Annotated in this window: 20 protein-coding genes and 1 tRNA gene; 13 read left to right on the top strand and 8 right to left on the bottom strand. The window is 69.6% G+C overall.

Going from position 1 to position 25939, the window contains the following annotated elements; all coding sequences use genetic code 11:
- Positions 1 to 38: 38 nt before the first annotated feature.
- A tRNA-Lys gene (locus ASE76_RS09650) sits at positions 39 to 114 on the top strand.
- Between the two features lie 91 nt (positions 115 to 205).
- On the opposite strand, the gene ASE76_RS09645 is transcribed toward ASE76_RS09650, so the two are convergent.
- The gene (locus tag ASE76_RS09645) at positions 206 to 1159 is read right to left on the bottom strand and encodes a LysR substrate-binding domain-containing protein (protein WP_055838306.1); all 954 of its coding nucleotides are present in this window, start codon (positions 1157 to 1159) and stop codon (positions 206 to 208) included.
- Positions 1160 to 1310: 151 nt separating this feature from the next.
- On the opposite strand from ASE76_RS09645, the gene ASE76_RS09640 reads away from it, so the two are divergent.
- The 5 genes from ASE76_RS09640 (at position 1311) to ASE76_RS09620 (ending at position 7374) form a co-directional block, all read left to right on the top strand.
- Positions 1311 to 2315, top strand: coding sequence for a TRAP transporter substrate-binding protein (locus ASE76_RS09640; protein WP_055838303.1), 1005 nt, complete (start codon positions 1311 to 1313; stop codon positions 2313 to 2315).
- 106 nt (positions 2316 to 2421) lie between these two features.
- Positions 2422 to 4206 (top strand): IlvD/Edd family dehydratase, encoded by a 1785-nt coding sequence (locus ASE76_RS09635; RefSeq protein ID WP_055838300.1) that lies wholly within the window; start codon positions 2422 to 2424, stop codon positions 4204 to 4206.
- An 18-nt stretch (positions 4207 to 4224) separates the two neighbouring features.
- Complete coding sequence (locus ASE76_RS09630; protein WP_055838297.1) at positions 4225 to 5442, top strand: fumarylacetoacetate hydrolase family protein; 1218 nt, start codon at positions 4225 to 4227, stop codon at positions 5440 to 5442.
- A 47-nt stretch (positions 5443 to 5489) separates the two neighbouring features.
- The gene (locus ASE76_RS09625; RefSeq protein WP_055838294.1) at positions 5490 to 6083 is read left to right on the top strand and encodes a TRAP transporter small permease; all 594 of its coding nucleotides are present in this window, start codon (positions 5490 to 5492) and stop codon (positions 6081 to 6083) included.
- 10 nt (positions 6084 to 6093) lie between these two features.
- Positions 6094 to 7374, top strand: coding sequence for a TRAP transporter large permease subunit (locus tag ASE76_RS09620; protein ID WP_055838291.1), 1281 nt, complete (start codon positions 6094 to 6096; stop codon positions 7372 to 7374).
- Positions 7375 to 7443: 69 nt separating this feature from the next.
- Here ASE76_RS09620 and ASE76_RS09615 read toward each other — a convergent pair whose 3' ends face one another.
- Complete coding sequence (locus tag ASE76_RS09615; RefSeq protein ID WP_055838288.1) at positions 7444 to 8733, bottom strand: M20/M25/M40 family metallo-hydrolase; 1290 nt, start codon at positions 8731 to 8733, stop codon at positions 7444 to 7446.
- Positions 8734 to 8897: 164 nt separating this feature from the next.
- Positions 8898 to 9869: a LysR family transcriptional regulator gene (locus tag ASE76_RS09610; RefSeq protein WP_055838285.1), complete on the bottom strand. Its 972-nt coding sequence runs from the start codon at positions 9867 to 9869 to the stop codon at positions 8898 to 8900.
- Between the two features lie 107 nt (positions 9870 to 9976).
- Here ASE76_RS09610 and ASE76_RS09605 point away from each other — a divergent pair, with 107 nt between their 5' ends.
- From ASE76_RS09605 to ASE76_RS09595, 3 genes are read left to right on the top strand one after another with little or no spacing between them, the layout of a single operon-like run.
- A complete protein-coding gene (locus ASE76_RS09605; RefSeq protein ID WP_055838282.1) occupies positions 9977 to 11815 on the top strand; it encodes a gamma-glutamyltransferase family protein in 1839 nt (612 codons plus the stop codon).
- Positions 11816 to 11862: 47 nt separating this feature from the next.
- Positions 11863 to 12828 carry a tripartite tricarboxylate transporter substrate binding protein gene (locus ASE76_RS09600; protein WP_055838278.1) on the top strand — a complete coding sequence of 322 codons (966 nt, stop codon included), beginning with the start codon at positions 11863 to 11865 and terminating at the stop codon, positions 12826 to 12828.
- A 25-nt stretch (positions 12829 to 12853) separates the two neighbouring features.
- Positions 12854 to 13393 carry a GAF domain-containing protein gene (locus tag ASE76_RS09595; protein ID WP_156362627.1) on the top strand — a complete coding sequence of 180 codons (540 nt, stop codon included), beginning with the start codon at positions 12854 to 12856 and terminating at the stop codon, positions 13391 to 13393.
- Between the two features lie 24 nt (positions 13394 to 13417).
- On the opposite strand, the gene ASE76_RS09590 is transcribed toward ASE76_RS09595, so the two are convergent.
- Positions 13418 to 13936, bottom strand: a complete 519-nt coding sequence (locus ASE76_RS09590) for an Lrp/AsnC ligand binding domain-containing protein (protein WP_055838275.1) — start codon at positions 13934 to 13936, stop codon at positions 13418 to 13420.
- A 93-nt stretch (positions 13937 to 14029) separates the two neighbouring features.
- On the opposite strand from ASE76_RS09590, the gene putA reads away from it, so the two are divergent.
- The gene (gene putA, locus ASE76_RS09585; RefSeq protein WP_055838272.1) at positions 14030 to 17800 is read left to right on the top strand and encodes a trifunctional transcriptional regulator/proline dehydrogenase/L-glutamate gamma-semialdehyde dehydrogenase; all 3771 of its coding nucleotides are present in this window, start codon (positions 14030 to 14032) and stop codon (positions 17798 to 17800) included.
- Between the two features lie 180 nt (positions 17801 to 17980).
- Here the strand turns inward: putA and ASE76_RS09580 are convergent, their stop codons facing one another.
- The 4 genes from ASE76_RS09580 to ASE76_RS09565 all read right to left on the bottom strand — a co-directional run bounded on the left by ASE76_RS09580 (position 17981) and on the right by ASE76_RS09565 (position 21451).
- Positions 17981 to 19291 (bottom strand): TRAP transporter large permease, encoded by a 1311-nt coding sequence (locus tag ASE76_RS09580; protein WP_055838270.1) that lies wholly within the window; start codon positions 19289 to 19291, stop codon positions 17981 to 17983.
- On the bottom strand, positions 19288 to 19869 hold the full coding sequence (locus tag ASE76_RS09575) for a TRAP transporter small permease (RefSeq protein WP_055838267.1): 582 nt from the start codon (positions 19867 to 19869) through the stop codon (positions 19288 to 19290). The genes ASE76_RS09580 and ASE76_RS09575 overlap by 4 nt, the downstream gene beginning before the upstream one ends.
- A gap of 111 nt (positions 19870 to 19980) precedes the next feature.
- Positions 19981 to 20436, bottom strand: coding sequence for a type II 3-dehydroquinate dehydratase (locus tag ASE76_RS09570; protein ID WP_055838264.1), 456 nt, complete (start codon positions 20434 to 20436; stop codon positions 19981 to 19983).
- A gap of 16 nt (positions 20437 to 20452) precedes the next feature.
- Positions 20453 to 21451, bottom strand: coding sequence for a TRAP transporter substrate-binding protein (locus ASE76_RS09565; protein WP_055838261.1), 999 nt, complete (start codon positions 21449 to 21451; stop codon positions 20453 to 20455).
- Positions 21452 to 21598: 147 nt separating this feature from the next.
- On the opposite strand from ASE76_RS09565, the gene ASE76_RS09560 reads away from it, so the two are divergent.
- The 3 genes from ASE76_RS09560 (at position 21599) to ASE76_RS09550 (ending at position 25904) form a co-directional block, all read left to right on the top strand.
- Entirely contained in the window at positions 21599 to 22381 is a 783-nt protein-coding gene (locus ASE76_RS09560) for an IclR family transcriptional regulator (protein ID WP_055838258.1), read from the top strand.
- A gap of 227 nt (positions 22382 to 22608) precedes the next feature.
- Positions 22609 to 23703 carry a ThuA domain-containing protein gene (locus ASE76_RS09555; RefSeq protein WP_156362625.1) on the top strand — a complete coding sequence of 365 codons (1095 nt, stop codon included), beginning with the start codon at positions 22609 to 22611 and terminating at the stop codon, positions 23701 to 23703.
- A gap of 35 nt (positions 23704 to 23738) precedes the next feature.
- Positions 23739 to 25904, top strand: a complete 2166-nt coding sequence (locus tag ASE76_RS09550; protein ID WP_055838255.1) for a PQQ-binding-like beta-propeller repeat protein — start codon at positions 23739 to 23741, stop codon at positions 25902 to 25904.
- Positions 25905 to 25939: the final 35 nt, after the last annotated feature.

The raw sequence follows: 25939 nt of genomic DNA, 5'->3' as shown, positions 1-25939 counted from the left end.
TTCGCTGCATGCGAGCGTATGCAGCAAAGCCCGTTACCGGGACGTTAGCTCAGTTGGTAGAGCAGCGGACTTTTAATCCGTTTGTCGTGGGTTCGACCCCCGCACGTCCCACCAGACCCAGCAAAGGCCTGCCGCTATGCAGATAGCAGCAGGCCTTTCGCTTTATTCCCATCGCGGGAATCCGGACGATCCGCCTTCCATATCGCTACAGCGCATCCCCCTGCGCAGCCGCCACATCGCGCAGCACCGCCATGAAAGCACTCACGGCCGGCGTCGGGGCCTCGTCGATCCGCGTCAGCATTCCGTAGTCGGGCATCACCTTCGGCACATCGACCTTGATCTGCGCCAGGAGCCCTTTGGCCACGTACTTCTCCGCCAAGGCGCTCGGCTGCAGCGACAGCATGTCGGTGATGCGCAGCGACTCCAGCGCGAAGAGGAACGACTGGGTTTCCATGACGCCCGACGAAGGCGCCATGCCGATGGTGCGGAAGATGGTGTCGGATACGTGCCGCAGCGCGGTCGATTCCGGGTACAGCAGCCAGGGCCAGTGCGCCAGGCGGCTGATCTCCAGGTTCTCCACGCCGCGCAGCGGGTGGTGCGGCCCGCCGACCACCTGCAGGGTCTCGCCGGACAGCCGCTCGTAGCGAAACCGCGCACGGTGGGATTCGTCGGTGAAGCGGCCGATCATCACGTCGATCCTGCGGTCTCCCAGCCAGGCGATGAGCTGGTCGCTGCTCTGCTCCATCACCTTCAGGACCAGCAAGGGCCGCAGCCGCTGCGTCTCGGCGACGGCGGCGGTCAGCAGGTGCGCGGCGGCGCCGGAGATGGCGCCGATGGTCAGCTGCCCGTGGCCGCCGAGCTTCAGCGCGTTGAACTCGGCAACGAACTTGGCGTGGCTGGCGAGCGCGGTGGCGGCGTACCGCAGCGTGAACAGACCCAGTTCGTTGGGCCGCATCTCGCGCGGCAGGCGGTCGAAGAGCCGCGACTCGAAGATCTCTTCCAGGTCCAGCAGGATCTTGGTGGCCGCGGGCTGGGTCATGTTCATCTGCTCGGCGGTCAGCCGCAGATTGCGGGTGCGGCCCAGGATGTCGAGGAACTGCAGATGCCTGAAACGGAGCCGGCCGACGGCGGCGGTGATCGACAAGGGTTTACCCGACATGCTGATGACCCATAACCAAACGGAATGACGCGGACCAAAACACTGATTGGACCACGCGGGGGTGCTCCCGTAGTCTCCGGCTCCGGTGGATCGCTGTCGCTGCGACATACGCGGTGGACACGCACCGGCACAACACAAACGGAGACATGACATGAAACTCAAACTGCTGGCGCTCGCCGCCGTCGTGGTATCGACCCTGGCCGCCCCCGTCTCGGCCCAGGTGCGCGAGCGCACCTTCAAGATCGGCATCGGCATCACCGACGACCATCCGCAGGCGCAGGCCGCGCGCCATTTCAACGAGGTGCTGTCGGCCAAGAGCGGCGGCAAGATGCATTCGAAACTCTTCGCCAACGGCACGCTCGGCAACGATGTGACGATGATCTCGGCCCTGCGCGGCGGCACGCTGGAGATGACGGTGCCCGACAGCTCGACGCTGGTCTCGGTGGTCAAGGACTTCGGCGTGCTCAATTTGCCGATGACCTTCAACACCGAGCAGGAGGCCGACGCGGTGCTCGACAGCGCCTTCGGCCAGAAGCTGCTCGACAAGCTGCCGGAGAAGGGCCTGATCGGGCTCGGCTACTGGGAAAACGGCTTTCGCCAGACCACCAACTCGCGCCGCCCGATCAACAAGGCCGACGACATCGCCGGCCTGAAGGTGCGGGTGATCCAGAACCCGCTGTTCATCGACAGCTTCGCCGCGCTGGGCGCCAACGCCACGCCGATGCCCTTCACCGAGCTGTACTCCGCCATGGAGCAGAAGGCGGTCGACGGGCAGGAGAACCCGGCCGCCACCATCCTCACCAGCAAGTTCTACGAAGTGCAGAAGCACATGGTGATGTCGCGCCACATCTACAGCACCTGGGTGCTGCTGATGTCGAAGAAGACCTGGGACACGCTTTCGGCCGACGAGCAGAAGATCGTGCGGGAAGCCGCGCGCGAGGCGACCCAGTTCGAGCGCAAGGCGATCCGCGCGCTGAGCGACAAGGCGCTCGACGAGCTGCGCAAGGTGGGCATGCAGATCACCGAACTGCCGCCTGCCGAACAGGCCAAGCTGCGCGACAAGCTGCAGCCGGTGGTCGCCAAGTTCAGCAAGGAGTTCGGCGAGGACACCACCCGCGAAATGATGGCCGAGCTGAACAAGGCGCGCGGCAAGTAAGCGTTCTCCCTGCCGCCGCCGCCGGGGCCCGGGCCGTGCGCGCAGCGCGGCCTCCAGGACCGATGCCGTGCGGCCGCGCTTTCGTCTCCCAGCCAGAAGGCTCTCCATGGATTCCCCCCTGAAAAAACGACGCTTCCGGTCGCAGGACTGGTTCGCCGACCCGGCGCGTTCGGACATGACCGCGCTCTACCTCGAGCGCTTCATGAACTACGGGCTCACGCCCGAAGAGCTGCGCTCGGGCCGGCCGATCGTCGGCATCGCCCAGACAGGCAGCGACCTGTCGCCCTGCAACCGCATCCACATCGAGCTGGCGCGCCGAGTGCGCGAAGGCATCCGGGACGCGGGCGGCATCCCGATGGAGTTCCCGGTGCATCCGATCTTCGAGAACTGCCGCCGGCCCACGGCGGCGCTCGACCGCAACCTGGCCTACCTGGGCCTGGTCGAGATCCTCTACGGCTATCCGATCGACGCGGTGGTGCTCACCACCGGCTGCGACAAGACCACGCCGGCCGGCGTCATGGCCGCGTCCACCGTCGACATTCCGGCGATCGTGCTGTCGGGCGGGCCGATGCTCGACGGCTGGCACGACGGCGAACTGGTCGGCTCCGGCACCGTGATCTGGCGCAGCCGCAGGCAACTGGCGGCCGGCGAGATCGACGAGGAGGAGTTCCTGCAGCGCGCCTGCGACAGCGCGCCCTCTGCCGGACACTGCAACACGATGGGCACCGCCTCCACGATGAACGCGGTGGCCGAGGCACTGGGCCTGTCGCTGCCCGGCTGCGCGGCCATTCCGGCGCCCTACCGCGAACGCGGCCAGATGGCGTATGCCACCGGCCGCCGCATCGTGGAGATGGCCCACGAGGACCTGCGCCCGTCGCGCATCCTGACCCGCGAGAGCTTCCTGAACGCGCTGGCGGTGGTCAGCAGCGCCGGCGGCTCCAGCAACGCGCAGGTGCACATCATGGCCATGGCCCGGCATGCCGGGGTGGCGCTGCATCCGAGCGACTGGACCACCCATGCCTACGACCTTCCGCTGCTGGTCAACATGCAGCCTGCAGGCAAATACCTGGGCGAGCGTTTCTTCCGCGCCGGCGGCGTGCCGGCGCTGATGTGGGAACTGCTGCAGGCCGGCAAGCTGCACGGCGACAGCCATACGGTCACCGGCCGCAGCATCGCCTGCAACCTGCAGGGGCGCCAGAGCAAGGACCACGAGGTGATCCGGCCGTTCGCGGAGCCGCTGATGGAGAAGGCGGGCTTCCTGGTGCTGTCGGGCAACCTGTTCGACTTCGGCATCATGAAGACGTCGGTGATCGGCGAACACTTCCGGGCACGCTACCTCTGCCGGCCCGGCCACGAGGGCGTGTTCGAGGCCCGCGCGGTGGTGTTCGAGGGGGCCGACGACTACCACCACCGCATCAACGACCCTGCGCTCGACATCGACGAGAACTGCATCCTGGTGATGCGCGGGGCCGGCCCGATCGGCTGGCCCGGCTCGGCGGAGGTGGTCAACATGCAGCCGCCCGACCGGCTGATCCAGCAGGGCATCCGCACCCTGCCGACGCTCGGCGACGGCCGCCAGTCGGGCACCGCCGACAGCCCGTCGATCCTTAACGCCTCGCCGGAAAGCGCGGTCGGCGGCGGCCTGTCGTGGCTGATGACCGGCGACACGGTGCGCATCGACCTGAATCACGGCAGCTGCAACGCCCTGGTGTCGGACGAAGAAATCGCCCGCCGCCGCCGCGAACTGCCCGCCCCGCCCATCCCGCGCAGCAACTCTCCGTGGGAAGTGCTGTACCGCGAGAAGACCGGCCAGCTGGCCGACGGCGCGACCCTCGACTTCGCGCTCGACTTCCACCGCATCGCCGAGAAGACGCCGCGGCACAACCACTGAATCGCGCAGAACACCGCCATGAATCCCACTACGACGCCCTCCTTCCACGACGCGGGCCGGCACGACCCGGCGCTGCTGCCCGACGACGGCCTGGCCGGCACCCTGGCCGCGCGGGTCTGGGCCACCGGTACCCGGCCCGGGCCGGCCATCGTGGCGCTGCGGCCCGATGGCGTCTTCGACGTCAGCGCGCGCTTTCCCACCATGAGCACCCTGCTCGACACGCCGCGACCCGCCGCGGCCCTGCGCGAAGCCGTGGGCCAGCGCCTGTGCAGCGTCGATGACCTGCTGGCCAACAGCCGGATCGACGGCCGCGACGAAAGCCACCCCTTCCTGCTGGCACCCTGCGACCTGCAGGTGGTCAAGGCCGCCGGCGTGACCTTCGCCACCAGTCTGATCGAGCGGGTGATCGAGGAGCAGGCGGGCGGCGACGCCGCGCGCGCACAGTCGCTGCGCAGCAAGGTGGTGGGCCTGATCGGCGAGAGCCTGGCCGACATCCGGCCGGGCTCGGCGCAGGCGATGGCGCTCAAGGCGCTGCTGCAGGAGCAGGGGCTGTGGTCGCAGTACCTGGAGGTGGGCATCGGCCCGGATGCCGAGGTGTTCACCAAGGCGCCGGTGCTGGCCTCGGTCGGCACCGGCGAGCTGATCGGCATCCGCTCCGATTCGGCCTGGAACAACCCCGAGCCCGAGGTGGTGCTGGCGGTCAACAGCCGCGGCGAGATCGTCGGCGCCACGCTGGGCAACGACGTCAACCTGCGCGACATCGAAGGCCGCAGCGCACTGCTGCTGGGCAAGGCCAAGGACAACAACGCCTCGTGCGCCATCGGGCCGTTCATCCGCCTGTTCGACGCGGGCTTCGGCCTCGACGACGTGCGCCGCGAGACGGTGCACCTGCATGTCGTGGGCGAAGACGGCTACCAGCTGCGCGGCATCAACACCATGGGAAGCATCAGCCGCGACCCGACCGAGCTGGTGGAGCAGACGCTGGCGGCGCACCAGTATCCCGACGGCTTCATGCTGTTCCTGGGCACCCTCTTCGCGCCGATCGAAGACCGCGACCAGCCCGGCAGCGGCTTCACCCACAAGCTGGGCGACCGGGTCACCATCCGCAGCGCCCGGCTGGGCGCGCTGCACAACCGGGTCACCCACAGCGAGACGGCGCCCCCCTGGCGCTTCGGCCTGCGCGCCTTCATCGACAACCTGGCAGGGCGTGGATTGCTGCAAAGGCCCACGCTCTAGCGAGCACCGCCGGTCCGTCGACATCAACAAATAACAGGAGAGACAAGATGGAAACCATGATGCGCCGCTACTGCCGGCTGCTCGACTTTCTGATGGTGGTGGCGCTCGCCGCGATGGTGGTGCTGGTGTTCGGCAACGTGGTGCTGCGCTACGTGTTCAACAGCGGCATCACCGTGTCGGAGGAGGTGTCGCGCTGGCTCTTCGTCTGGCTGACCTTCCTGGGCGCGGTCGTGGCGATGAAGGAGCACGGCCACCTGGGGGTCGACATGCTGGTCAGCCGCCTGCCCGACGGGGCCAAGAAGGTCTGCGTGGTCGTTGGCCAGGGGCTGATGCTCTGGGTGTGCTGGCTGCTGTTCAGCGGGAGCTGGGAGCAGGTGAAGATCAACCGCGATGTGGCGGCGCCGGTCACCGGCCTGTCGGTCGGGCTCTTCTACTTCGTGGGCGTGGTGTTCGCGGTGTCGGCAGCGGTCTTCCTGCTGTGGGACCTGTGGAGGGTCCTGAGCGGCCAACTCACCGGCGACGCGCTGGTGATGGTCAAGGAATCGGAAGAGACCGCCGAGTTCGATGCGCTGCAGGCGCGCCTGGCCGAAGAAGACCGCATCGCGGCCCTCGGCCGGCAGCCGAACGACGCACCGCGGTGAAGGGCACGACATGACCATCGCCGTCTTCCTCGTATCCCTGCTGGGCGCCATGGCCATCGGCATCCCGATCGCCTTCGCGCTGCTGCTCTGCGGCGTCGCGCTGATGTGGCACCTGGACATGTTCGACGCCCAGATCCTCGCGCAGAACGTAATCAACGGCGCCGACAGCTTCCCGCTGCTGGCGGTGCCCTTCTTCATGCTGGCCGGCGAGGTGATGAACACCGGCGGCCTGTCCAAGCGCATCGTGGACCTGGCGCTGACGCTGGTCGGGCATGTGCGCGGCGGCCTGGGCTATGTCGCCATCGTGGCGGCGTGCGTGCTGTCGGCGCTCTCGGGCTCGGCGGTGGCCGATGCGGCGGCGCTCTCGGCGCTGCTGATCCCGATGATGGTCGCGGCCGGCCACGACAAGGCCCGCTCCGGCGGGCTGATCGCGGCCGCGGGCGTGATCGGCCCGATCATCCCGCCGTCGATCGGCTTCGTGATCTTCGGCGTGGCGGCCAACCTGTCGATCAGCAAGCTGTTCCTGGCCGGCATCTTCCCCGGCATCATGGTCGGTGCCGCGCTGTGGGTGACCTGGTGGTGGCTGGTGCGCAAGGAACAGATCGTGCCGCCGCGCCGCAGCACCCGGGGCGAGGTGTTCACCGCGCTGCGCAAGGCCGGCTGGGCGCTGATGCTGCCGTTGATCATCCTGGTGGGCCTGCGCTTCGGCGTGTTCACGCCGACCGAGGCGGCGGTCGTGGCCGCGGTGTACTCGCTGTTCGTCGCGGTCGTCGTCTACCGGGAGCTGAAGCCCTCGCAGATCTACGGCGTGTTCGTGACCGCCTCGCGCACCACCGGCGTGGTGATGTTCCTGGTGGCGGCGGCGCTGGTGTCGGCCTGGCTCATCACCGTGGCCGACCTGCCGAGCAAGGTGGTGTCGCTGCTGCAGCCCTTCATCGGCAATCCGATGCTGCTGATGGCGATGATCATGCTGCTGGTGATCGTCGTCGGCACCGCGATGGACATGACGCCCACCATCCTGATCCTGACGCCGGTGCTGATGCCGGTGGTGAAGGCCGCCGGCATCGACCCGATCTACTTCGGCGTGCTCTTCATCATCAACAACTCGATCGGCCTGGTGACGCCGCCGGTGGGCACCGTGCTGAACGTGGTGGCCGGGGTGGCCCGCATCCGCATGGACGACGTGATCCGCGGGGTGTGGCCCTTCATGCTGGCGGAGTTCGCCGTGATGTTCCTGATGGTGCTGTTCCCGGCGCTGGTCACCTGGCCGGCCCGTCTGCTCGGGGGTTGAGCGGCGCGCCTGCGCACGGACCGGCCAGGCCAGGCGCAGGCCGGTACGGGGCCCCGGCCCCGCCGCGCTTCACTTGATCCGGTCGCGCGAGACGTCCATCACCATCCGGGTGGCGAGGTAGAGGCGCGGCACGATGGTGCCGATCTGCACGAACTCGGCATCGTTGGAGTGGGCGCCGTAGCCCGACAGGCCCATGCCCTCCACCACCGCGCCCTTGGTCTTCAGGCCGGCGAAGGCCGCGTCGGTGCCGCCGCCGGTGGCCTTCTCCGCCACCTGCAACGGCAGGCCCAGTTCCTGGTAGATCGTCTTGCCGTAGCCGGCCACGCGGCGCGACGCGTCGGTCGCCTCCAGCGGCGGGCGGCGCACCTCGAACTTCACCTCGACCTTGGAAGCCGGCAGCAATTTGGTCTGCACCTTGGCCTGCAGCGCCTTCTCCAGACCGTCGAAGTCCGACACCTTCAATGCGCGGGCATCGGCCTGGGCGGTGGCCTCGGCGGGGATCACGTTGCGGTTGGTGCCGGCCTTGGCGACAGTCCAGTTGAGCTTCAGGCCGTCCTCGGTCTTCGACAGGTCCTTCATCTGCAGCAGCTGGTGCGACAGCTCGTAGAGCGCGTTCACCCCGTCTTCGGGCTTGGCGCCCGCATGCGATGCCTTGCCCTGCACCGTGAGGTAGGCGGCGCCGATGCCGCTGGTGGCCAGGCGCAGCGTGCCGTCGGTGCCGCCGCCCTCGAAGGAGAACACCGCATCCTGGTCGGCCGCCAGCTGGGTGATGGTGCTGCGCCATCCGGGCGAGCTGATCTCCTCGTCGCCGTTGACCAGCACCGTCAGCGTGCCGTAGTCCTTGAAGCCCAGCTTCTGCAGCAGCGCGACGGTGTGGATGATCAGCGCGATGCCCTGCTTGTCGTCGGAGATGCCCAGGCCGTAGGCCTTGTCGCCGTCGATACGGAACGGCTGCGCCTTGAGCATTCCATTCAGGTAGACCGTGTCCATGTGGGCGATCAGCATGATCTTCCTGCTGCCGGTGCCGCGGTAGACCGCCTTCACCGCGGGGCCCACCTTCTCGGGCGTGTCGTCGAGGCGGTAGACGTCGGCCGGCTGCAGCACCTCCACCGTGCCGCCGAAGGTCCTGAGCTGGCCGGCGATGCGGTCGGCGATCTGCTGGAGCCCTTCGATGTCCTTGCTGCCCGACTCGATCTGGACCAGGTCGCGCAGCGTGTCGAGCACGGCCTGCTGCTCCTTCACGGCCAGGTCGTGCACCTCGGCCACGGGCGCCGCCTGCGCGGCCGCGGCGGCGAAGGCCAGGGACAGTGCCGCGGCGAAGGGACGGAGTGCGGAGGGAAAAGCGGGGATGTGGCGCATGGTCGTGTGGGGCACTCGGCGGTGATGGAAAGGGGAAATTATGGATTCGGCCTCGCCACCGCCCTTCGCTATTCAATCCATAGCAGGAGGTCGCCGACCAGCAAGCGATTCGGCATGCTTCAATGCCGAATCGCTCGATATACGCCGGCCACCAGCTATTCATTTCATAGCACGTCGGCAAGACCGTCGCCGCCGTCCGCCCGCCTGCGCACCGCCGCCACCAGCGCGGTCGCCACCGCGGTCTTCGGCGAGTCCCGCAGCCAGGCCAGGCTGACCGGCGGCATCGGCCACGGGAGCGGCTGGGGCAGCACCACCGCGGTGCCGCCCGCGGCCACCAGATCGGCCACGTCGCGCGGCAGCACCGTCACCCCGCGCGGCAGGTGCTGCAGGGCCGAGCTGACGGTACGCACCGCGTAGGCCTCCAGCACCGGCACCGGCACCCGCTGGCCGGCGCCGGCGAACATCGCGTCGATCATGTGGCGGATGGGGGTGTTCGACGGCGGGAAGATCCAGTCCATCTCCGACAGCTCGCCCACGTCGGGCGCGGCCGCGCGCAGCAGGCGGGCTCCGGAGGGTCGGGCCACCACCAGGTGCACCTGCTGCTGGTAGAGCAGCTCCTGCACCAGGTCGTCGGCCGCGCTGTCCTGGGAGAAGCGGCAGATGGCGCAGTCCAGCACCCGGTCGCGCATCGCGGCGATCAGGTTCAGGGTCGTGTCTTCGTGGGCCAGCAGCGAGACGCGCGGGCGCAGCGCCAGCAGGTGCTGCCAGGCGGCGTCGAGCACCGGGGTGGGGATGTAGGGAATCATCCCGATGCGCAGGCGGCCCTGCCGGCCGGCCCGCACGCCCTCCAGCTCCTTCTGCAGCGCGGCGTTGTCGGCCACGGCGAAGCGGGCGCGGGCCAGCACCACGTCGCCCGCGGCGGTCGGCTCCAGGCCCCTCCGGGTGCGGACGAACAGCGGCGCCATGAAGATGTCCTCGATGTCCGACAGGGCGCGCGTCACGGTGGGCTGGCTCACCCGCAGCGACTCGGCCGCGCGGGTGATGGAGCGGTGGCGGTCGATCGCCATCAGCAGCACGTAGTGGCGCATCTTCAGGCGGTTTTCGAGGCGCAGGGCGAGGTCGTCGGCAGGCGTCATGGCGCGGGAGCATAGCAATCCATGCATGCATCCATAGCGAATCATTGCCCCGGGCCTATTTAGTGCTCCTAGACTTCGGCGGTCGTCGTTCCGCACCACAAAGCCGCATGAGCACCTTCACCACCCGCCCCGAGATCACCGGTACCTACGGCGTCGCCGCCTCCACGCACTGGCTCGCGTCCCAAACGGCGATGGGCGTGCTGGAGCGCGGCGGCAACGCGTTCGACGCGGCGGTGGCCGGCGGCTTCGTGCTGCAGGTGGTGGAGCCGCACCTCAACGGCCCGGGCGGCGAGGTGCCGATCCTGTTCTGGAGCGAGCGGGAACGCCGGATGCGCTCGGTCTGCGGCCAGGGCGCCGCACCGGCGGAAGCCACGGCCGAGGCGTTCCGGCGCCTGGGGCTGGAGCAGGTGCCCGGCATCGGGCTGCTGCCGGCCACGGTACCCGGAGCCTTCGGCGCCTGGCTGACGATGCTGCGCGACCACGGTACCTGGTCGCTGGCCGACGTGCTGGCGCCGGCCATCGGCTACGCCCGCGACGGGTTCCCGCTGATCCCGCGCGCGGTGCAGGCGATCGTGGCGGTGCAGGACCTGTTCCGCACACAGTGGGCATCGTCGGCCGCGGTGTGGCTGCCGGACGGCCGGGTGCCGCAGCCCGGCGCCCTGTTCCGCCTGCCGCGCCTGGCCGAGACCTACGAGCGCATCGTGCGCACCGCGCAGGCCGAGGCCGACAGCCGCACCGGCGAGATCGATGCCGCGATGCGCTGCTGGTACCAGGGCTTCGTCGCCCGCGAGATCGACCATTTCTACCGCACCGAGCAGGTCCAGGACACGACCGGCGAGCGCCATGCCGGACTGCTGCGCTACGACGACCTCGCGCGGTGGCAGCCGACCGTCGAGGCACCGCTGACGGTGGATTTCGGGCGCTACACGCTGGCCAAGTGCGGCTTCTGGAGCCAGGGCCCTGCGTTTCTGGAGCAGATCGGCATGCTGCGCCATGCCGGGCTGGAAGAGCATGCGCCGCAGACCGCCGGCTTCGTCCACAAGATCGCCGAAGCCGCCAAGCTGGCGATGGCCGACCGGCTGGCCTGGTACGGCGCCGCGCCGGGCGCCTCGCGCGAAGCGCAGATGGCGCTGCTCTCCGACGGTTACCTGCGGGAGCGCTGGCTGCAGGTGGGCACCGCCGCCTCGCGCACGCTGCAGCCCGGCACCGCGGCCGGCCAGGCGCCGCGGCTGCCCGACCTGGACGTGGCCCGCCGCACACTGCTGACGGCCGACACCCGCTTCGGCATCGGCGAGCCGACCTTCGCCGCGCTGCCGCCGGTCCATGAATGGCTGGAGCGCGAGGTCTTCGTCGGCGACACCTGCCACATCGACGTGATCGACCGCCACGGCAACATGGTGGCCGCCACGCCTTCGGGCGGCTGGCTGTCGTCGAGCCCGGCGATTCCGGCACTGGGTTTCGCCTTGACCACCCGCCTGCAGATGACCTGGCTGGACGACGGGCTGCCCAACACGGTGGCGCCGGGCGTGCCGCCCTGCACCACCCTCTCGCCCTCGCTCGCGCTGCGCGACGGCGAGCCATACATGGTCTTCGGCACGCCCGGCGGCGACCAGCAGGACCAGTGGTCGCCCGCCTTCTTCCTGCGCCATGCGGTGCACGGCATGAACCTGCAGGAGGCGATCGACGCGCCTGCCTGGCATGTCGACCATTTCCCCGCCTCGTTCTGGCCGCGGCAGACGACGCTCAACCGCCTCACCCTGGAATCGCGCTTCGCGCCGGTGGAGATCGACGCGTTGCGCGGCATGGGCCACGAGGTGGTGGTGGGCGACGCGTGGTCCGAGAGCCGCATGTCGGCCTGCACCCGCGAGCGGGACCGCCAGGGCCGGCTGCTGCTGCGGGCGGCGGCCAACCCACGGGGGATGCAGGGCTACGCGGTCGGCCGATGAGGCATCCGCACACACCGAGTTTTTTTCTTGAAGCACTGGAGTTCGACATGATTTCTCACTTCCGCCGCGGGCTGCTCGCAGCCGCCGTGCTGGGCGCCGCCACGCTGGCCCACGCCGCCTACCCCGACAAGCCGATCACCCTCGTCGTGCCCTGGGCGCCGGGCGGCTCCACCGACATCCTGGCGCGGGCGCTGGCCGAGCAGCTCGCCAAGACGATGGGCCAGCCGGTCGTGGTCGACAACCGCGCGGGGGCGTCGGGCAACATCGGCTCCAACTTCGTGGCCAAGGCCAAGCCCGACGGCTACGTGCTGCTGGTGGGCTCGATGAGCACCCATGCGATGAACCCGGCGCTGATGCCCGCCATGCCGTTCAAGGGCGTGGAAGACTTCACCCCGATCGCGCAGATGGCCAACGTGATCAACACGATGGTGGTGAGCGCCTCGGTGCCGGCCACCAACGTCAAGGAGTTCATCGCTTATGCGAAAGCCAATCCCGGCAAGCTGAACTACGCGTCCGCCGGCGCCGGCTCCACCAACCACCTAAGCGCGGTGCTGTTCGAGAAGGCGGCCGGCGTGCAGATGACGCACATCCCGTACAAGGGCGGCGCACCCGCCGTCGTCGATACCGTGGCCGACCAGACGCAGGTGCTGTTCTCCGCAGGCACCCAGACCCTGCCGCATGTGAAGACCGGCAAGCTGAAGCTGCTGGCGGTGACCGAGGCGCAGCGCTCGGTGCTGCTGCCCAACGTGCCGACGGTGGCCGAGACGGTGCCGGGCTACGAACTGGGCGTGTGGTACGGCCTCTTCGGCCCCAAGGGCATGCCCGCCGACGTGGTGCAGAAGCTCAACGACGCCACCAACGCCGCCCTGGCCGTGCCGGCGGTGCGCGAGCGGATGGACAGCATCGGCGTCGAGATCGTGAAGAAGACCCCCCAGCAGTTCGGCGAGGTGCTCAACGCCGACGCGCAACGCTACGGCAAGACGATCCGTGACCTCGGCATCACCATGGATTGAGGCGCCGGCCGCGGAAGGCGGCGGCGTGCACCTGCCCGCGGCCGCCTGCCTCGCCCTGTGCGACGCCCTGCCCCGCGCCGACGGCCTGGAAGCCGCGCTGGCCATCGTCGACGGCGTGCGCCGGGACCTGCTGGGCCCCGGCCTGCTCACCGTCAACCTGCGCTGCGACAGCGGGCCGGTGCCGCCCGGCGGCACGCTGGTGCTGCAGCGCATCTGGACCTCCGACGCTCAGGCCTACCCGGTGGCGGGGCGCAAGCACAAGACGCTGACACCCTGGACGCGCCAGCTGCTGCTGGAGGCGCGGGTCTTCGTGGGCGAAGGCCGGCAGCGGCTGTCCGAGGTGTTCGACGACCATGCCCTGATCGACTCGCTGGGCCTGCAGGCGATCGTCAACGTGCCGCTGCTGGACGCGCACGGTCGCTGCTTCGCAACCTTCAACGCCCTGGGCACCCGCCCGGTGTGGCAAGCGCACGAGGTGCTGCTGCTGCGCCTGCTGGCCACGCTCGCGACACCCGCCGTGGCGCGCACTGCAGGGACGATCGGCCGCCAGAGCCTGGCGGCCTGAGCGCCGCCGGGGCGGCCCGCCGCGTCAGCGGCGCGCCACCCCCGGCAACTGCAGGTGCGTCGAGTTCTTCACCTCCTCCATCACCGCATAGGTGCGTGTCTCCCGCACCCCGGGCAGTTGCCAGAGCACCGCGCCGGCGAACGCCCGGTAGGCGTTCATGTCGGCGCTGCGGGTCTTGAGCAGGTAGTCGAAGCCGCCGGCCACCATGTGGCACTCCATGATCGCAGGCTGCACCTGCACCGCCGCCTTGAACTGGTCGAACACGTTGGGCGTGGTGCGGTCCAGCAGCACCTCGACGAACACCAGCATGCCGGCATCGAGCCTGAGCGGGTTGAGCCGCGCCTCGTAGCCGAGGATGTAGCCGTCGCGGGTGAGCCGCTGCACCCGCGCCAGCACCGCGGTCGGCGACAGGCCGATCGATTCGGCCAGCTTCAGGTTGGCGATGCGGCCGTCGGCCTGCAGCGCCGCGAGGATGCGCAGGTCCAGGCGGTCGAGGCCGGCGGCTTCCTGCGGGCGGTCGGCACTGTCGGTTCGGCGGGCCATGAGCCGAATTTTATTCGGCTCAACGCTGCGATAACGAAGTTTTAAATACCGATTTCCAGCCGATCATCCAGCGATCCACTATCACCGGCTGCCATGAGTCTCCTGCACCCTCCACCGTCGCCCCCTCCCTTCGCCACAGGTCTCGAAAGCCAGGCGCAGCCCCTGCGCGCCGCCGTCACCGCGGCGACGCGCATCCCGGAGTCGGATGCCCTGGCGCCGCTGATCGCCCTGGCCCGGCTGCCGCCCGACACCGCACGGTCGGCCCAGACGCTGGCCGAACGGCTGGCCGGCACCCTGCGCCAACGCAAGGCCGATGCCGGCCGCGCCGGCATCGTGCAGGGGCTGCTGCAGGAATACGCGCTCTCGTCGCAGGAAGGCGTGGCCCTGATGTGCCTGGCCGAGGCGCTGCTGCGCATCCCCGACGCCGCCACCCGCGACGCGCTCATCCGCGACAAGATCGCCCACGGCGACTGGCGGCAGCACCTGGGCAAGAGCCCGTCGCTGTTCGTGAACGCCGCGACCTGGGGCCTGCTGCTGACCGGCAAGCTGGTGGCGACGCACAGCGAAGCGGGCCTGTCGTCGGCCCTGGCGCGGCTGATCGGCCGGGGCGGCGAGCCGCTGATCCGCAAGAGCGTCGACCGCGCGATGCGGATGATGGGCGAGCAGTTCGTGACCGGCGAGACCATCGCCGACGCGCTGGGCCATGCCCGCACACGGGAGGCGCAGGGCTTTCGCTATTCCTACGACATGCTGGGCGAGGCGGCGCTCACGGCGGCCGACGCGGCCCGCTACCTGCGGGACTACCAGGAGGCCATCGACGCGATCGGCCGCGCCTCCGCTGGCCGCGGCGTGCAGCAGGGGCCGGGCATCTCGATCAAGCTCTCCGCCCTGCACCCCCGCTACGGCCGTGCCCAGCGCGACCGGGTGATGCAGGAGCTGTACCCGGTGCTGCACGCGCTCGCCGTCCAGGCCCGCCGCCATGACATCGGACTGAACATCGACGCCGAGGAATCCGACCGGCTGGAGTTGTCCCTGGACCTGCTGGAGCGCCTTTGCTTCGCGCCCGAACTGGCCGGCTGGGACGGCATCGGTTTCGTCGTCCAGGCCTACCAGAAGCTCTGCCCGCAGGTGGTCGACTGCGTGGTGGACATGGCGCGGCGCAGCCGCCACCGGCTGATGGTGCGGCTGGTGAAGGGCGCCTACTGGGACAGCGAGATCAAGCGCGCCCAGGTCGACGGCCAGTCCGACTACCCGGTCTACACCCGCAAGGTGCACACCGACGTCTCCTACCTGGCCTGCGCCCGCAAGCTGCTGGAGGCGCCCGACGCGGTCTACCCGCAGTTCGCCACGCACAACGCCCACACGGTCGCCGCGATCCACGCAATGGCGGGCCCTGCCGGCTACACGCCCGGACAGTACGAGTTCCAGTGCCTGCACGGCATGGGCGAGCCGCTGTACGAGCAGGTGGTCGGCCATCCGTCGCAGGGCGGGCTGGGCCGGCCCTGCCGGATCTACGCCCCGGTCGGCACCCACGAGACCCTGCTCGCCTACCTGGTGCGCCGGCTGCTGGAAAACGGTGCCAACACCTCGTTCGTCAACCGCATCGCCGACACGGCCATCCCGCTGGCGGAGCTGGTCGAGGACCCGGTCGCCGCGGTCGACCGGGTCGCCTGCACGCAAGGCCCCGCGGGCCTGCCGCACCCGTCCATCCCGCTGCCGGCGGCGCTCTACGGCACGCTGCGGGCCAATGCGGTCGGGCTGGACCTGGCCGACGACCGCACGCTCGCGGCGCTCGCCCGGTCGATGCAGTCGGCACACGCCCGGCAGGCATCGGCCGGGCCGCTCATGAACTGCGCACCGGTGGCGCCGTCGGCGCCGGCCGCAGTGCGCAACCCGGCGCGCCACGGCGACGTCGTCGGCCATGTGCAGGCATCGTCCGCGGAGGATGTGGACGCGGCCGTCGCCGCCGCCGCCGACCAGGCCGACGCCTGGGCCGCCACGCCTGCGGCCGAGCGGGCCGATGCGCTCGAGCGCGCCGCCGCCGCGCTCGAGGCCGACATGCCCGAACTGCTGGGCCTGCTGGCGCGCGAAGCCGGCAAGACCGCCTCCAATGCGGTCGCCGAGGTGCGCGAAGCCGTCGATTTCCTGCGCTTCTATGCGGCGCAGGTGCGCCGGGACTTCGCGGTGGCGACGCACAAACCCCTGGGGCCGGTGGTCTGCATCAGCCCCTGGAATTTTCCGCTGGCCATCTTCGTCGGGCAGGTCGCGGCCGCGCTGGCGGCCGGCAACACGGTGCTGGCCAAGCCTGCCGAGCAGACGCCGCTCGTGGCTGCGCAAGCGGTGCGCCGGCTGTGGCAGGCGGGCATTCCGCGTGCGGCGCTGCAACTGCTGCCCGGCGACGGCGCGACGGTAGGCGCCCGGCTGGTCGCCGATCCGCGGGTGCAGGGCGTGCTCTTCACCGGTTCGACCGAAGTGGCGCGGCTGCTGCAGAACACACTGGCCGGCCGGCTCACCGCCGACGGGCGCGCGGTGCCCCTGATCGCCGAGACCGGCGGCCAGAACGCGATGATCGTCGATTCGTCCGCGCTGGCCGAGCAGGTGGTGGCCGATGTGCTGGCCTCGGCGTTCGACAGCGCAGGCCAGCGCTGCTCGGCCTTGCGGGTGCTCTGCGTGCAGGAAGACGCGGCCGACCGCATCCTGCAGATGCTGCACGGCGCGATGGCCGAACTGCGCATGGGCGATCCGGCGGTGCTGTCGACCGACGTGGGTCCGGTAATCGACGCCGAGGCCCGCGACGGCATCGAGCGGCACATCGCGGCGATGGCGGCCCGGGGCCGCGCCGTGTACCGCGCCGCCGCCGGCCAGGACGCGTCGACCGCAGGCACCTTCGTCGTACCGACCCTGATCGTGCTGGACCACATCGGCGAACTGCAGCGCGAGGTCTTCGGGCCGGTGCTGCACTTCGTGCGCTGGCGCCGCGAGGACCTGGGCTTGCTGCTGGAGCAGATCGCCGCCACCGGCTACGGCCTCACGCTGGGCCTGCACACCCGGATCGACGAGACCATCGCCCGGGTGGTGGGTGCGGCGCACGCCGGCAACCTCTACGTCAACCGCAACATGGTCGGCGCCGTCGTCGGCGTGCAACCCTTCGGCGGGGAAGGCCTGTCGGGCACCGGGCCCAAGGCCGGCGGCCCGCTGTACCTCTACCGCCTGCTGGCCTCGCGGCCGGAGGATCTGCAGGCGCGGGCGCTCGCGCTGATGCGGCCGCCGAACGGAATCGAAGGCGATGCCGCCGTCGTAGCGCCGCCGACGCCGGCGCGGCCCGCCCTGGCGTCGCTGCAGCGCTGGCTGGCAGCCGAAGGGCATGCGCCGGTCGCGGCCCTGTGCAGCCGCTTCGCCGCCCTGTCCCGCTGCGGCGCGTCCCTGGCACTGCAGGGTCCCACCGGGGAACGCAACTTCTATTCGCTGGCGGCCCGTTCGCGGGTACTGTGCCTGGCGGACGACACGGCCGACCGGCTGGTGCAACTCGCCGCGGTGCTGGCCGTGGGCAGCCGTGCCCTGTGGCCGGCGGCGGCATCCGCGCTGCGGGCCCGCTTGCCGGCCGACGTGCAGGCGCAGATCGACCTCGCGGCCGAGGCGCTTCTGCTGGAGCAGGACTTCGACGCGGTCCTCCACCACGGGGATGCGCCGGCACTGCTCGACTGGACCCGCCGGCTGGCGGAGCGGCCTGGCTCCATCATCGGCGTCGTGGCCTGCCGCCCCGGAGAACGCGAGCTGCCGCTGGAGCGCTTGCTGGTCGAGCGCTCGACCAGCGTGAACACGGCGGCCGCCGGCGGCAACGCGAGCCTCATGACCCTCGCCTGATGAAGATGCGGGAGAACCTGCTGCGCAGCCCGATTGCGCGCCTGCGGTCCTCACCGTACGAGAGTACGGCGCCGGTCCTCGACGCACACTCAGGCTTGCTCGCTACGGTTCTTTCACATCTTCTGAACCCTATTGGCCGACCGGTCCGCGTATTCGACACGAGGGCGTATTCGGCAGCCTTCACCGGCGCGGCGCGGCCTGCACCGTGCAGTCGCCGCCCAGCCAGCAGGCGGGCACGGTGACGAGTGCGGGGAACACCGTCATCAGGAACATCACCGCGAACTCGACCAGCATGAAGGGCAGCACGCCGCGGGTCACCTCGTCCATCCGCATGCGGCCGACCCCGGCGACGACGTTGAGCACCACCCCTACCGGCGGGGTGATCAGCCCGATCGAGTTGTTGATGATGAACATCACCCCGAAGTAGACCGGGTCGATGCCGGCTGCCTTCACCACCGGCATCAGCACCGGCGTCAGGATCAGGATGGTGGGCGTCATGTCCATCGCGGTGCCCACGGCCATCACCAGCACCATGATCGCCAGCATCAGCAGGATCTTGTTGTCCATGAAGGGCCGCAACAGCTCGACCACCTTCGACGGCAGGTCGGCCACCGTGATCAGCCAGGCGCTCACCATGGCCGCGGCGATCAGGAACATGACCACCGCGCTGGTCTTGGCCGCGCTCACGAACACCCCATACAGTTCTCGTACCCCGATCTCGCGGTAGACGAAGGCCGCCACGCAGAAGGCGTACACCGCGGCGACCACCGCTGCCTCGGTCGGGGTGAAGACGCCCATGCGCAGGCCTACCAGGATGATGACCGGCAGCATCAGCGCCCAGCCGGCCTCGCGGGCGGCCCGGCCTATCTCGCGCAGCGACTTGCGCGGCGGCGCGTCGATCCGGTCGTGGCGCACCATCCAGGCCCAGGTGATCCACAGCGCGCCGCCGATCATCAGGCCCGGCGCCACCGCTGCCAGGAAAAGCTTCGAGATCGAGACGTTGGCCGCCACCCCGAAGATCACCAGCCCGATGCTGGGCGGGATCACCGGGCCGATGATGCCGGTGGCGGCGATCAGGCCGCCGGCGCGGGCGCGGTCGTGGCCGGCCGCGGTCATCATCGGCAGCAGCAGCGCGGTGAGCGCGGCGGCATCGGCCACGGCCGACCCCGACAGGGCCGACAGCAGGCAGCCGGCCATGATGGTCACATAGCCCAGGCCGCCCCGCACATGCCCGACCAGCGCCAGCGCCAGCCCGACGATCCGGCGCGACAGGCCGCCGGCGTTCATGATCTCGCCGGCCAGCATGAAGAAGGGCACCGCCAGCAGCGGGAAGCTGTCGGCCCCGCCGATCAGGTTCTGGGTGAGGATCTGCGGATCGAACAGGTCCAGCTGCCACATCAGGGCCACCCCGCTGGCCAGCAGCGCGAAGGCGATCGGCATGCCGATGGCCATGGCCAGCAGCAGCGATCCGAGGAAGACGGCGATCGTCATGCGCGGTCTCCCCGTGCGGTGGCGGCAGGCGAGACCGGAGGATGCGAGCCCAGCACCTCGGCCAGCGCGGCCGCCTCCTCGGATTCCTGGATGGCGACGAGCTGGTCGTCGGCCAGCCGGCCGGTCAGCAGCTTCAACAGGTCCAATGCCAGCAGGAACGCGCCGAAGACCGCGAAGACGATGCCCGCGGCATAGACGATGGCCATCGACGCGCCGGTGACCGGCGCCTGCACGTCCCAGTTGATCTTCGCTTGCGCCACGCTGCCCTGGAACAGGAGCCACAGCACGTAGAGCATCAGCAGGTGGGTGATGGCGAAGCATGCCTTGCGGCCGGCCGGCGGCAACTTCACCACCAGCATGTCGACCCCCAGGTGCGAATGCTCCTTCAGCGCGACGATCGCGCCCAGGAAGGTGATCCAGATGAAGAGCCAGCGGGAGACCTCCTCGGACATCGTCAGCCCCGAGTTGAATCCGTAGCGCAGCACCACGTTGCCGAACACCAGCACCACCATGATCGCCAGGCACGCGGCGATGACCGCTTCCAGGGCACGGCAGGCGCCGTCGATCCATCGGCTCATGAATGTCTCCTTTTTTCTTGTGATCGGCGGGCGCCGCATGCGCCGCCGTCCGGAATGCCGCAGGGGCCGGGGCGGCGGCGCGCCTGGCGCCCGACCTGATACGCCCGTTCGCTAGGCCGCCGCCTTGCGGCCGGCGTCGCGCACGATCTCGACCAGCGCGCGGAACGCCGCCAGGTACGACTGCGGGCCCAGGCCCTGCACCGTGCCCCGCACCGCCGGCGAGATGATCGAATGCGCCCGCCAGGTCTCGCGGGCCGCGATGTTGGACATGTGCACCTCGATCACCGGGAACGGCATCGCCTTGATCGCATCGTGCAGCGGCACGCCGTGCTGGGTCAAGCCCGCGGGATTGACCAGCGCACCCTGCGCCCGGTCCATGTGCAGGTGCAGGAAATCGATCAGCGCACCCTCGTGGTTGGACTGCAGCGTGTCGACTTCGGCGACCAGTTCGGCGGCGAGCGCGGCGATGCGCGCGTCGATCTCGGCCAGCGTGGTGGTGCCGTAGATGTGCGGCTCACGGCGGCCGAACAGGTTGAGGTTAGGTCCGTGGAGGACGAGGATCTTCATGGCGTTCGGTTCCGGCTCAGGGTTTGCGGATGCGGGCCAGCTCGTCGTTGTAGAGCTTGACGATGGCCGGGTCGTACTGCGCCGCGAAGCGGTCGACCACCGGCTTGGCGATCTGGCGCATGCGGGCCTGTTCGGCGGGCGCGACCTCATTGAACTGGGCGCCCTTGGCCTGCAGGTCGCCGACCGATTTCTGCGCCGCGGCGCGGCTCACCTGGCGCTGGTAGCCGCGGGCCTCGTCGGCGGCTTCGCGCATCCATTTCTGCTCGACCGGCGTCAGCTGGTCCCAGAACTTCTTGCTGACCAGCACGATGTTGGCCGCATAGACGTGGTTGGTGGCGCTGACGTATTTCTGCACCTCGTAGAACTTGTTCGACAGGATCACCGAGAACGGGTTTTCCTGGCCGTCGACCGCGCGCGATTCGAGCGCGCCGTACAGCTCGGCGAAGGGCATCGGCACCGGGTTGGCCTTGAAGGCCTTGAAGGTCTCCAGGAACACCGGGTTGGGAATGACCCGGATCTTCAGGCCCTCCAGGTCCTCGGCGCGTTTGATCGGGCCGCGGCTGTTGGTGACGTTGCGAAATCCCAGGTCCCAGTAACCCAACGCGACCAGGCCCTTCTCCGGCAGCTTGGCGATCAGCGCCTGGCCCAGCGGGCCGTCGAGCAGCGCATCGGCCTGCGCGAAATCGGCGACCGCGAACGGGAAGTCGACCAGGCCGAATTCCTTGACGATCCCGGCGAGCGAGGTGGTGGCCGGCGCCGACATCTGCTGCACGCCGCCCTGCAGGGCGGACTGCTGCTGCATCTCGTTGCCGAGCTGGTTGGCAGGGAATTCCTGCACCTTCATCTTGCCGCCGCTCTTGGCGGCCAGCAGTTCGGAGAAGCGCTTGACGCCGAAGCTCACCGGATGGTCGGCGTTGTTCAGGTGGCCGAAGCGGATGGTGCGGTCTTGCTGCGCGGTGGCGGCTGCAGCGACGAGGCAGAGGCCGAATGCGGCCAGGGTACGGGCAATTCTCACGGTTTGTCTCCCATGGTGTGTGACGCTCGTCGAATGCGAGCAGCTTCATCATACGCATTATGGAAAGTTTTTCCAAACTGGAATTCAGTTGCCGAAGTTGGTAGAGTCCCGGGAATGCCGGGCTTTCGCCCCGGCGGGAGCAGCAGCATGAGCGGAGCCCTGGAGCGCAGTCTCAACATCCTGGAATACCTGGCGGAGCATCCCGCGGGCGTGGCCCTGTCGACCCTGGCGGGCGACCTGGAGATCCCCTTGTCGGCCGCCCACCGGCTGCTGGTCGAGCTGATCCGCTACGGCTACGCGCGCCAGGACGCGCACGACGGGCACTACCGCCTCACGACCAAGCTGGTGTCGATCGGGCTCTCCTACCTGAGCCGGACCGGCATCGTCGACCTGGCCCAACCTCTGCTGGAACAACTGGCCGCGACCTCGGGCGAACTGGTGCGGCTGGCGGTGGTCGACGGCGACGACCTGATCTTCGTGGCCAAGGCGCAGGGCGCGCGCCACGGGCTGCGCTACGACCCGGACATGGGCCTGTCGGTCGCCCTGCCCTGCAGCGCGGCAGGCCATGCCTGGCTGGCGACGATGCCCGAGGACGAGGCGCTGGCGATGGTGGCGCGCAAGGGCCTGTGCGACCCCAAGGACTACGGCCCCAACGCGCCGACCTCGATCGGGGCGGTGATGGCGTACGTGACCGCCGCGCGGGAGCGCGGCTACAGCACGATCAACGAAGTGTTCTCGCCCGGCATGACGGCGATGGCGGCCGCGGTGTTCGGCTCCACCGGCCATGCGATCGGCGTGGTGACGATCGCCGGCCCTTCGGTGCGGCTGTCGGAGCGCCGCATGGCCGAACTCGGCCCGGCGATCCTGGACATCGCAGCGCAGGTGTCCCGCGCCAGCGGCGCCTCGGCGCTGTTCCGCAAGCGCGCCTGATACGACTCGGGGCGGCCACCCCGGTACGGCGCCGCCGCAATGTCCGTAAAGGGCTTCCATCGTGTCGCCCTGCAGTTGAAGTTTGGACGCCTCCCGACAGGGTCGCACGGTCCTGCAACAATAAGAAAGAAATTCCATATTGGAAATTCTTTCCATATTGGCTACCATGTGGCGGCAGCGGATGCCGCACGGCCCGCTGCCGTATGCAAAACCAACAGGAGACACACTTGAAAACTTCGATGCGACACCTGCGGCTCGCCGCCATGGCCTCCGCGACCCTGGGTGGGCTGGTGGCCTGCGGCGGCGGCGATTCCGGCCCGGCCGACACACCCCGCACCTCCGTGGCCAGCGTCGACCCCTACTACAACGTCTGCCGCGGGATCGACCCCTCCTGCTACAACGACTGGGGCGCCTTCGCCACCACGCCCAACCGGGTGCTGATCTATTCGCGCACCGCAGGCCCCCGCCATGCCAACCTGGGCACGCCGATGGCGGCGGGACTCAACCCGACGATGAACGCCGACAACATCATGCAGGCCGGATTGAAGCGGATGTTCGAGGAGGCGGGCATCACCGCCGACTGGACCGAAGACGTCACCGTCATCGCCAACCGCATCAACAACTACAAGGCAGTGGTGTTCGCCAGTTCCAACCGCGACACGCTCTGGAACGAGGCGGTCGCCACCGGCAACGACGCGGCCCGCACCGCGCTGCGCAACTACATGCGCCGCGGCGGCGGCTTCGTGGGGCTGCACAACGCGTTCGGCGCCGAATACAACTGGCCCTACTACGAAGGCCTTCTGGGCAACGCCAACTTCTACAACCACGCGCCCAACCGCAACGGCGACGTGGAGGTGATGGCCGACGACCCCTCCACCCAGGGCGTGCCGGGCCGCTTCGGCTTCCAGGACGAGTGGTACAACCTGACGCCGTTCCCGACCAACGTCAAGTTCCTGGCGAAGGTCGACACCTCCACGCTCAATCCGCTGACCTCGGCGCCGCACCCCGGCCACAAGGACTTCCATCCGGTGGCGTGGTGCCAGTACTACGACGGCGGCCGCGCCTGGCTCACCACGCTGGGCCACAACACCCATTCGTTCCAGGCCAACTCCAGCGGCCCCGGCGCCGCGGCGTTCCAGCGGCTGGTGGTGCAAGGCGTGAAGTCGGTCATGGGCCTGACGCCTTTCTGCACCACGCCGGCCCCCGCGGCGGCTCCGGTCACGACCACGCCCGGCACCGGAACCGGCACCGGCAGCACCGCGGGTACCGGCACGGCCGGCAGCGGCGGCGCCTCCGACGCGGCCGGCGCCCTGCCCCGCTGATCCAGGCCCCCGATCTCAACGCGAAGGAGACAAGAATGAAACGACTCAAGAACCCGGTCGCCGCCCTGTCGGCCACGGCGGTCGCGGCCGCCCTGCTGCTCTACGGCTGCGGCGGCAGCGACGGCAACGGCGGCGTGGCCGACACGCCGTCGAACGCCGCGGGCCTGGCGGCCGAACTGCAGAACTGCTGCACCCCGGGCGACCAGGATTTCCCCAAAGTGGGCGGCAACCTGGGCAACCAGAACTATTCCAGCCTGTCGAAGATCACCCGGGACAACGTCCGCCAGGTGGGCGGCGCCTGGGTCAACCGCATCGAGGGCGGCCTCAACACCGGCGTCAACCAGAGCACGACGGTGGCGGTCGACGGCGTTCTGTTCATCGAATCCGCGCTCGGCAACGTGATCGCGGTCGACGGCAAGACCGGCGCCACCAAGTGGAAATGGACCACGCCCTACGGCGTCATCACCCGCCGCGGCGTGGCCGTGGCCAAGGACCTGGGCCTGGTCTACACCGTGGCCAACGGCAACCGGCTGGTGGCGCTGAAGAAGGACACCGGCGAGGTCGCCTGGATCAAGCAGTACCCCTCCGATACCGCCGATGCCGCCTACCTCGGTGCGGTGCAGAAGGTGGCGATCGTCTACCACAACCGCAAGCTGCACATCGGCACCAACGACGGCAACCGCGGCGCGGCGTTCTCGGCAGACGCCACCAACGGCAACGTGCTGAGCCACTTCTGGGGCATTCCGCGCAAGGGCGAGCCGGGCTACGAGACCTGGGGCGGTGCCGAGGAGGCCAACCGCACCGGCGCCACGCCGTGGATCCACCCGGCGGTCGACCCGGAGCTCAACACCGTCTACTGGACCTTCGGCAACGTGCGCGGCGGCTCGTCCCAGGACGGCTCCAAGCGGCCGGGGCTCAACCTGTTCTCCAATTCCATCGTGGCGCTGGACCTGACCACCGGCGCCTACAAGTGGCATTTCCAGTCGGTCCACCACGACATCTGGGACATGGACAACGTGATGTCGCCGGTGCTGGCCGACGTGAAGATCGAGGGCCGCGACCGCAAGGTGGTGATCTACGGCAGCAAGACCGGCATGTACTACATCCTCGACCGGGCCGACGGCAGCGCGCCGCTGGGTATCGACGAGCGGCCGGTGAAGCAGGATGCCCGCCAGTCCACCTGGCCGACCCAGCCCTACCCGCGCCAGGGCGGCTTCACCGAACTGTGCGTGTCGCAGCAGCCCCTGAGCACCGCGGTGCCGGGCGACCCGAACCGGGCGGTGCCCAACTACAAGACCGGCTGCCTGTTCGACCCGCACTGGGACGAGCCGATCCTCACCATGCCCGGCCACGGCGGCGGCGCCAACTGGAACCACCAGTCTTTCAGCCGCAAGACGGGCCTCGTCTACACCGGACTGGGCTACGTGGGCGCCGCCCACTCGCTGAGCGAGGCAAGCAACGGCCTGCGGCCCCCCGGCTCCTACGTCACCGGCGCGGTGATCGCGGTCGATCCCGCCACCAACCTGGTCCGCTGGAAGAAGCAGATGCCCTATTCGCTGGCGCACGGCAACGGCATCCTGACCACCGGCTCCAATCTGCTCTTCATCGGCCAGCCCGACGGCAACCTGCTGGGCATGGACGCCGACAACGGCAACGAGCTCTGGCGCTTCCAGACCGGTGCCTCGATCAGCGCCAGCCCGGTCACCTACCAGGTCGACGGCGAGCAGTACCTGGCGGTCTACGCCGGCGGCACCTCGATACCCTACAGCGACGCCCCGCGCGGCGACTACCTGTGGGCCTTCAAGGTGGGCGGCACGGTGGCGCAGGCCGCGGCGCCGATCCCGCCGCTGGTGCGCCGGCCGGTATCGGGCAACGCGGTCGAGGGCGCCGCGCTGCCGACGCCCAACACCGTGTTCCTGGGTCGGGTGCAGACCGCCGCCAACGCGCCGGGCACGGCCGAGTCGGGCGCGGTGAACGCGATGACGCCGACCTTCATGCGGGTACCGGTGAACACCACCGTGACCTTCCGCAACCCGGTCGGCAACACCGGCGTGCACTGCGCGACGCAGTTCTTCGAAGGCGCGTTCAACTTCCGGCTGGCCCCGGGCGAATCGGCACGGCACACCTTCGACAAGCCGGGCGAGTACTTCTACAACGACTGCTTCAGCCCACGGGCGACCGGCAAGGTGGTCGTGTACTGAGACGGGGTGGCCTCCGGCCTTCCGGCCGGCAGCCG

Source organism: Xylophilus sp. Leaf220 (assembly GCF_001421705.1).
Classification (GTDB): Bacteria; Pseudomonadota; Gammaproteobacteria; order Burkholderiales; family Burkholderiaceae_C; genus Xylophilus.
Note: the sequence above shows the minus strand (reverse complement) of the source record. Positions and strands in the feature narration are given on the sequence as shown.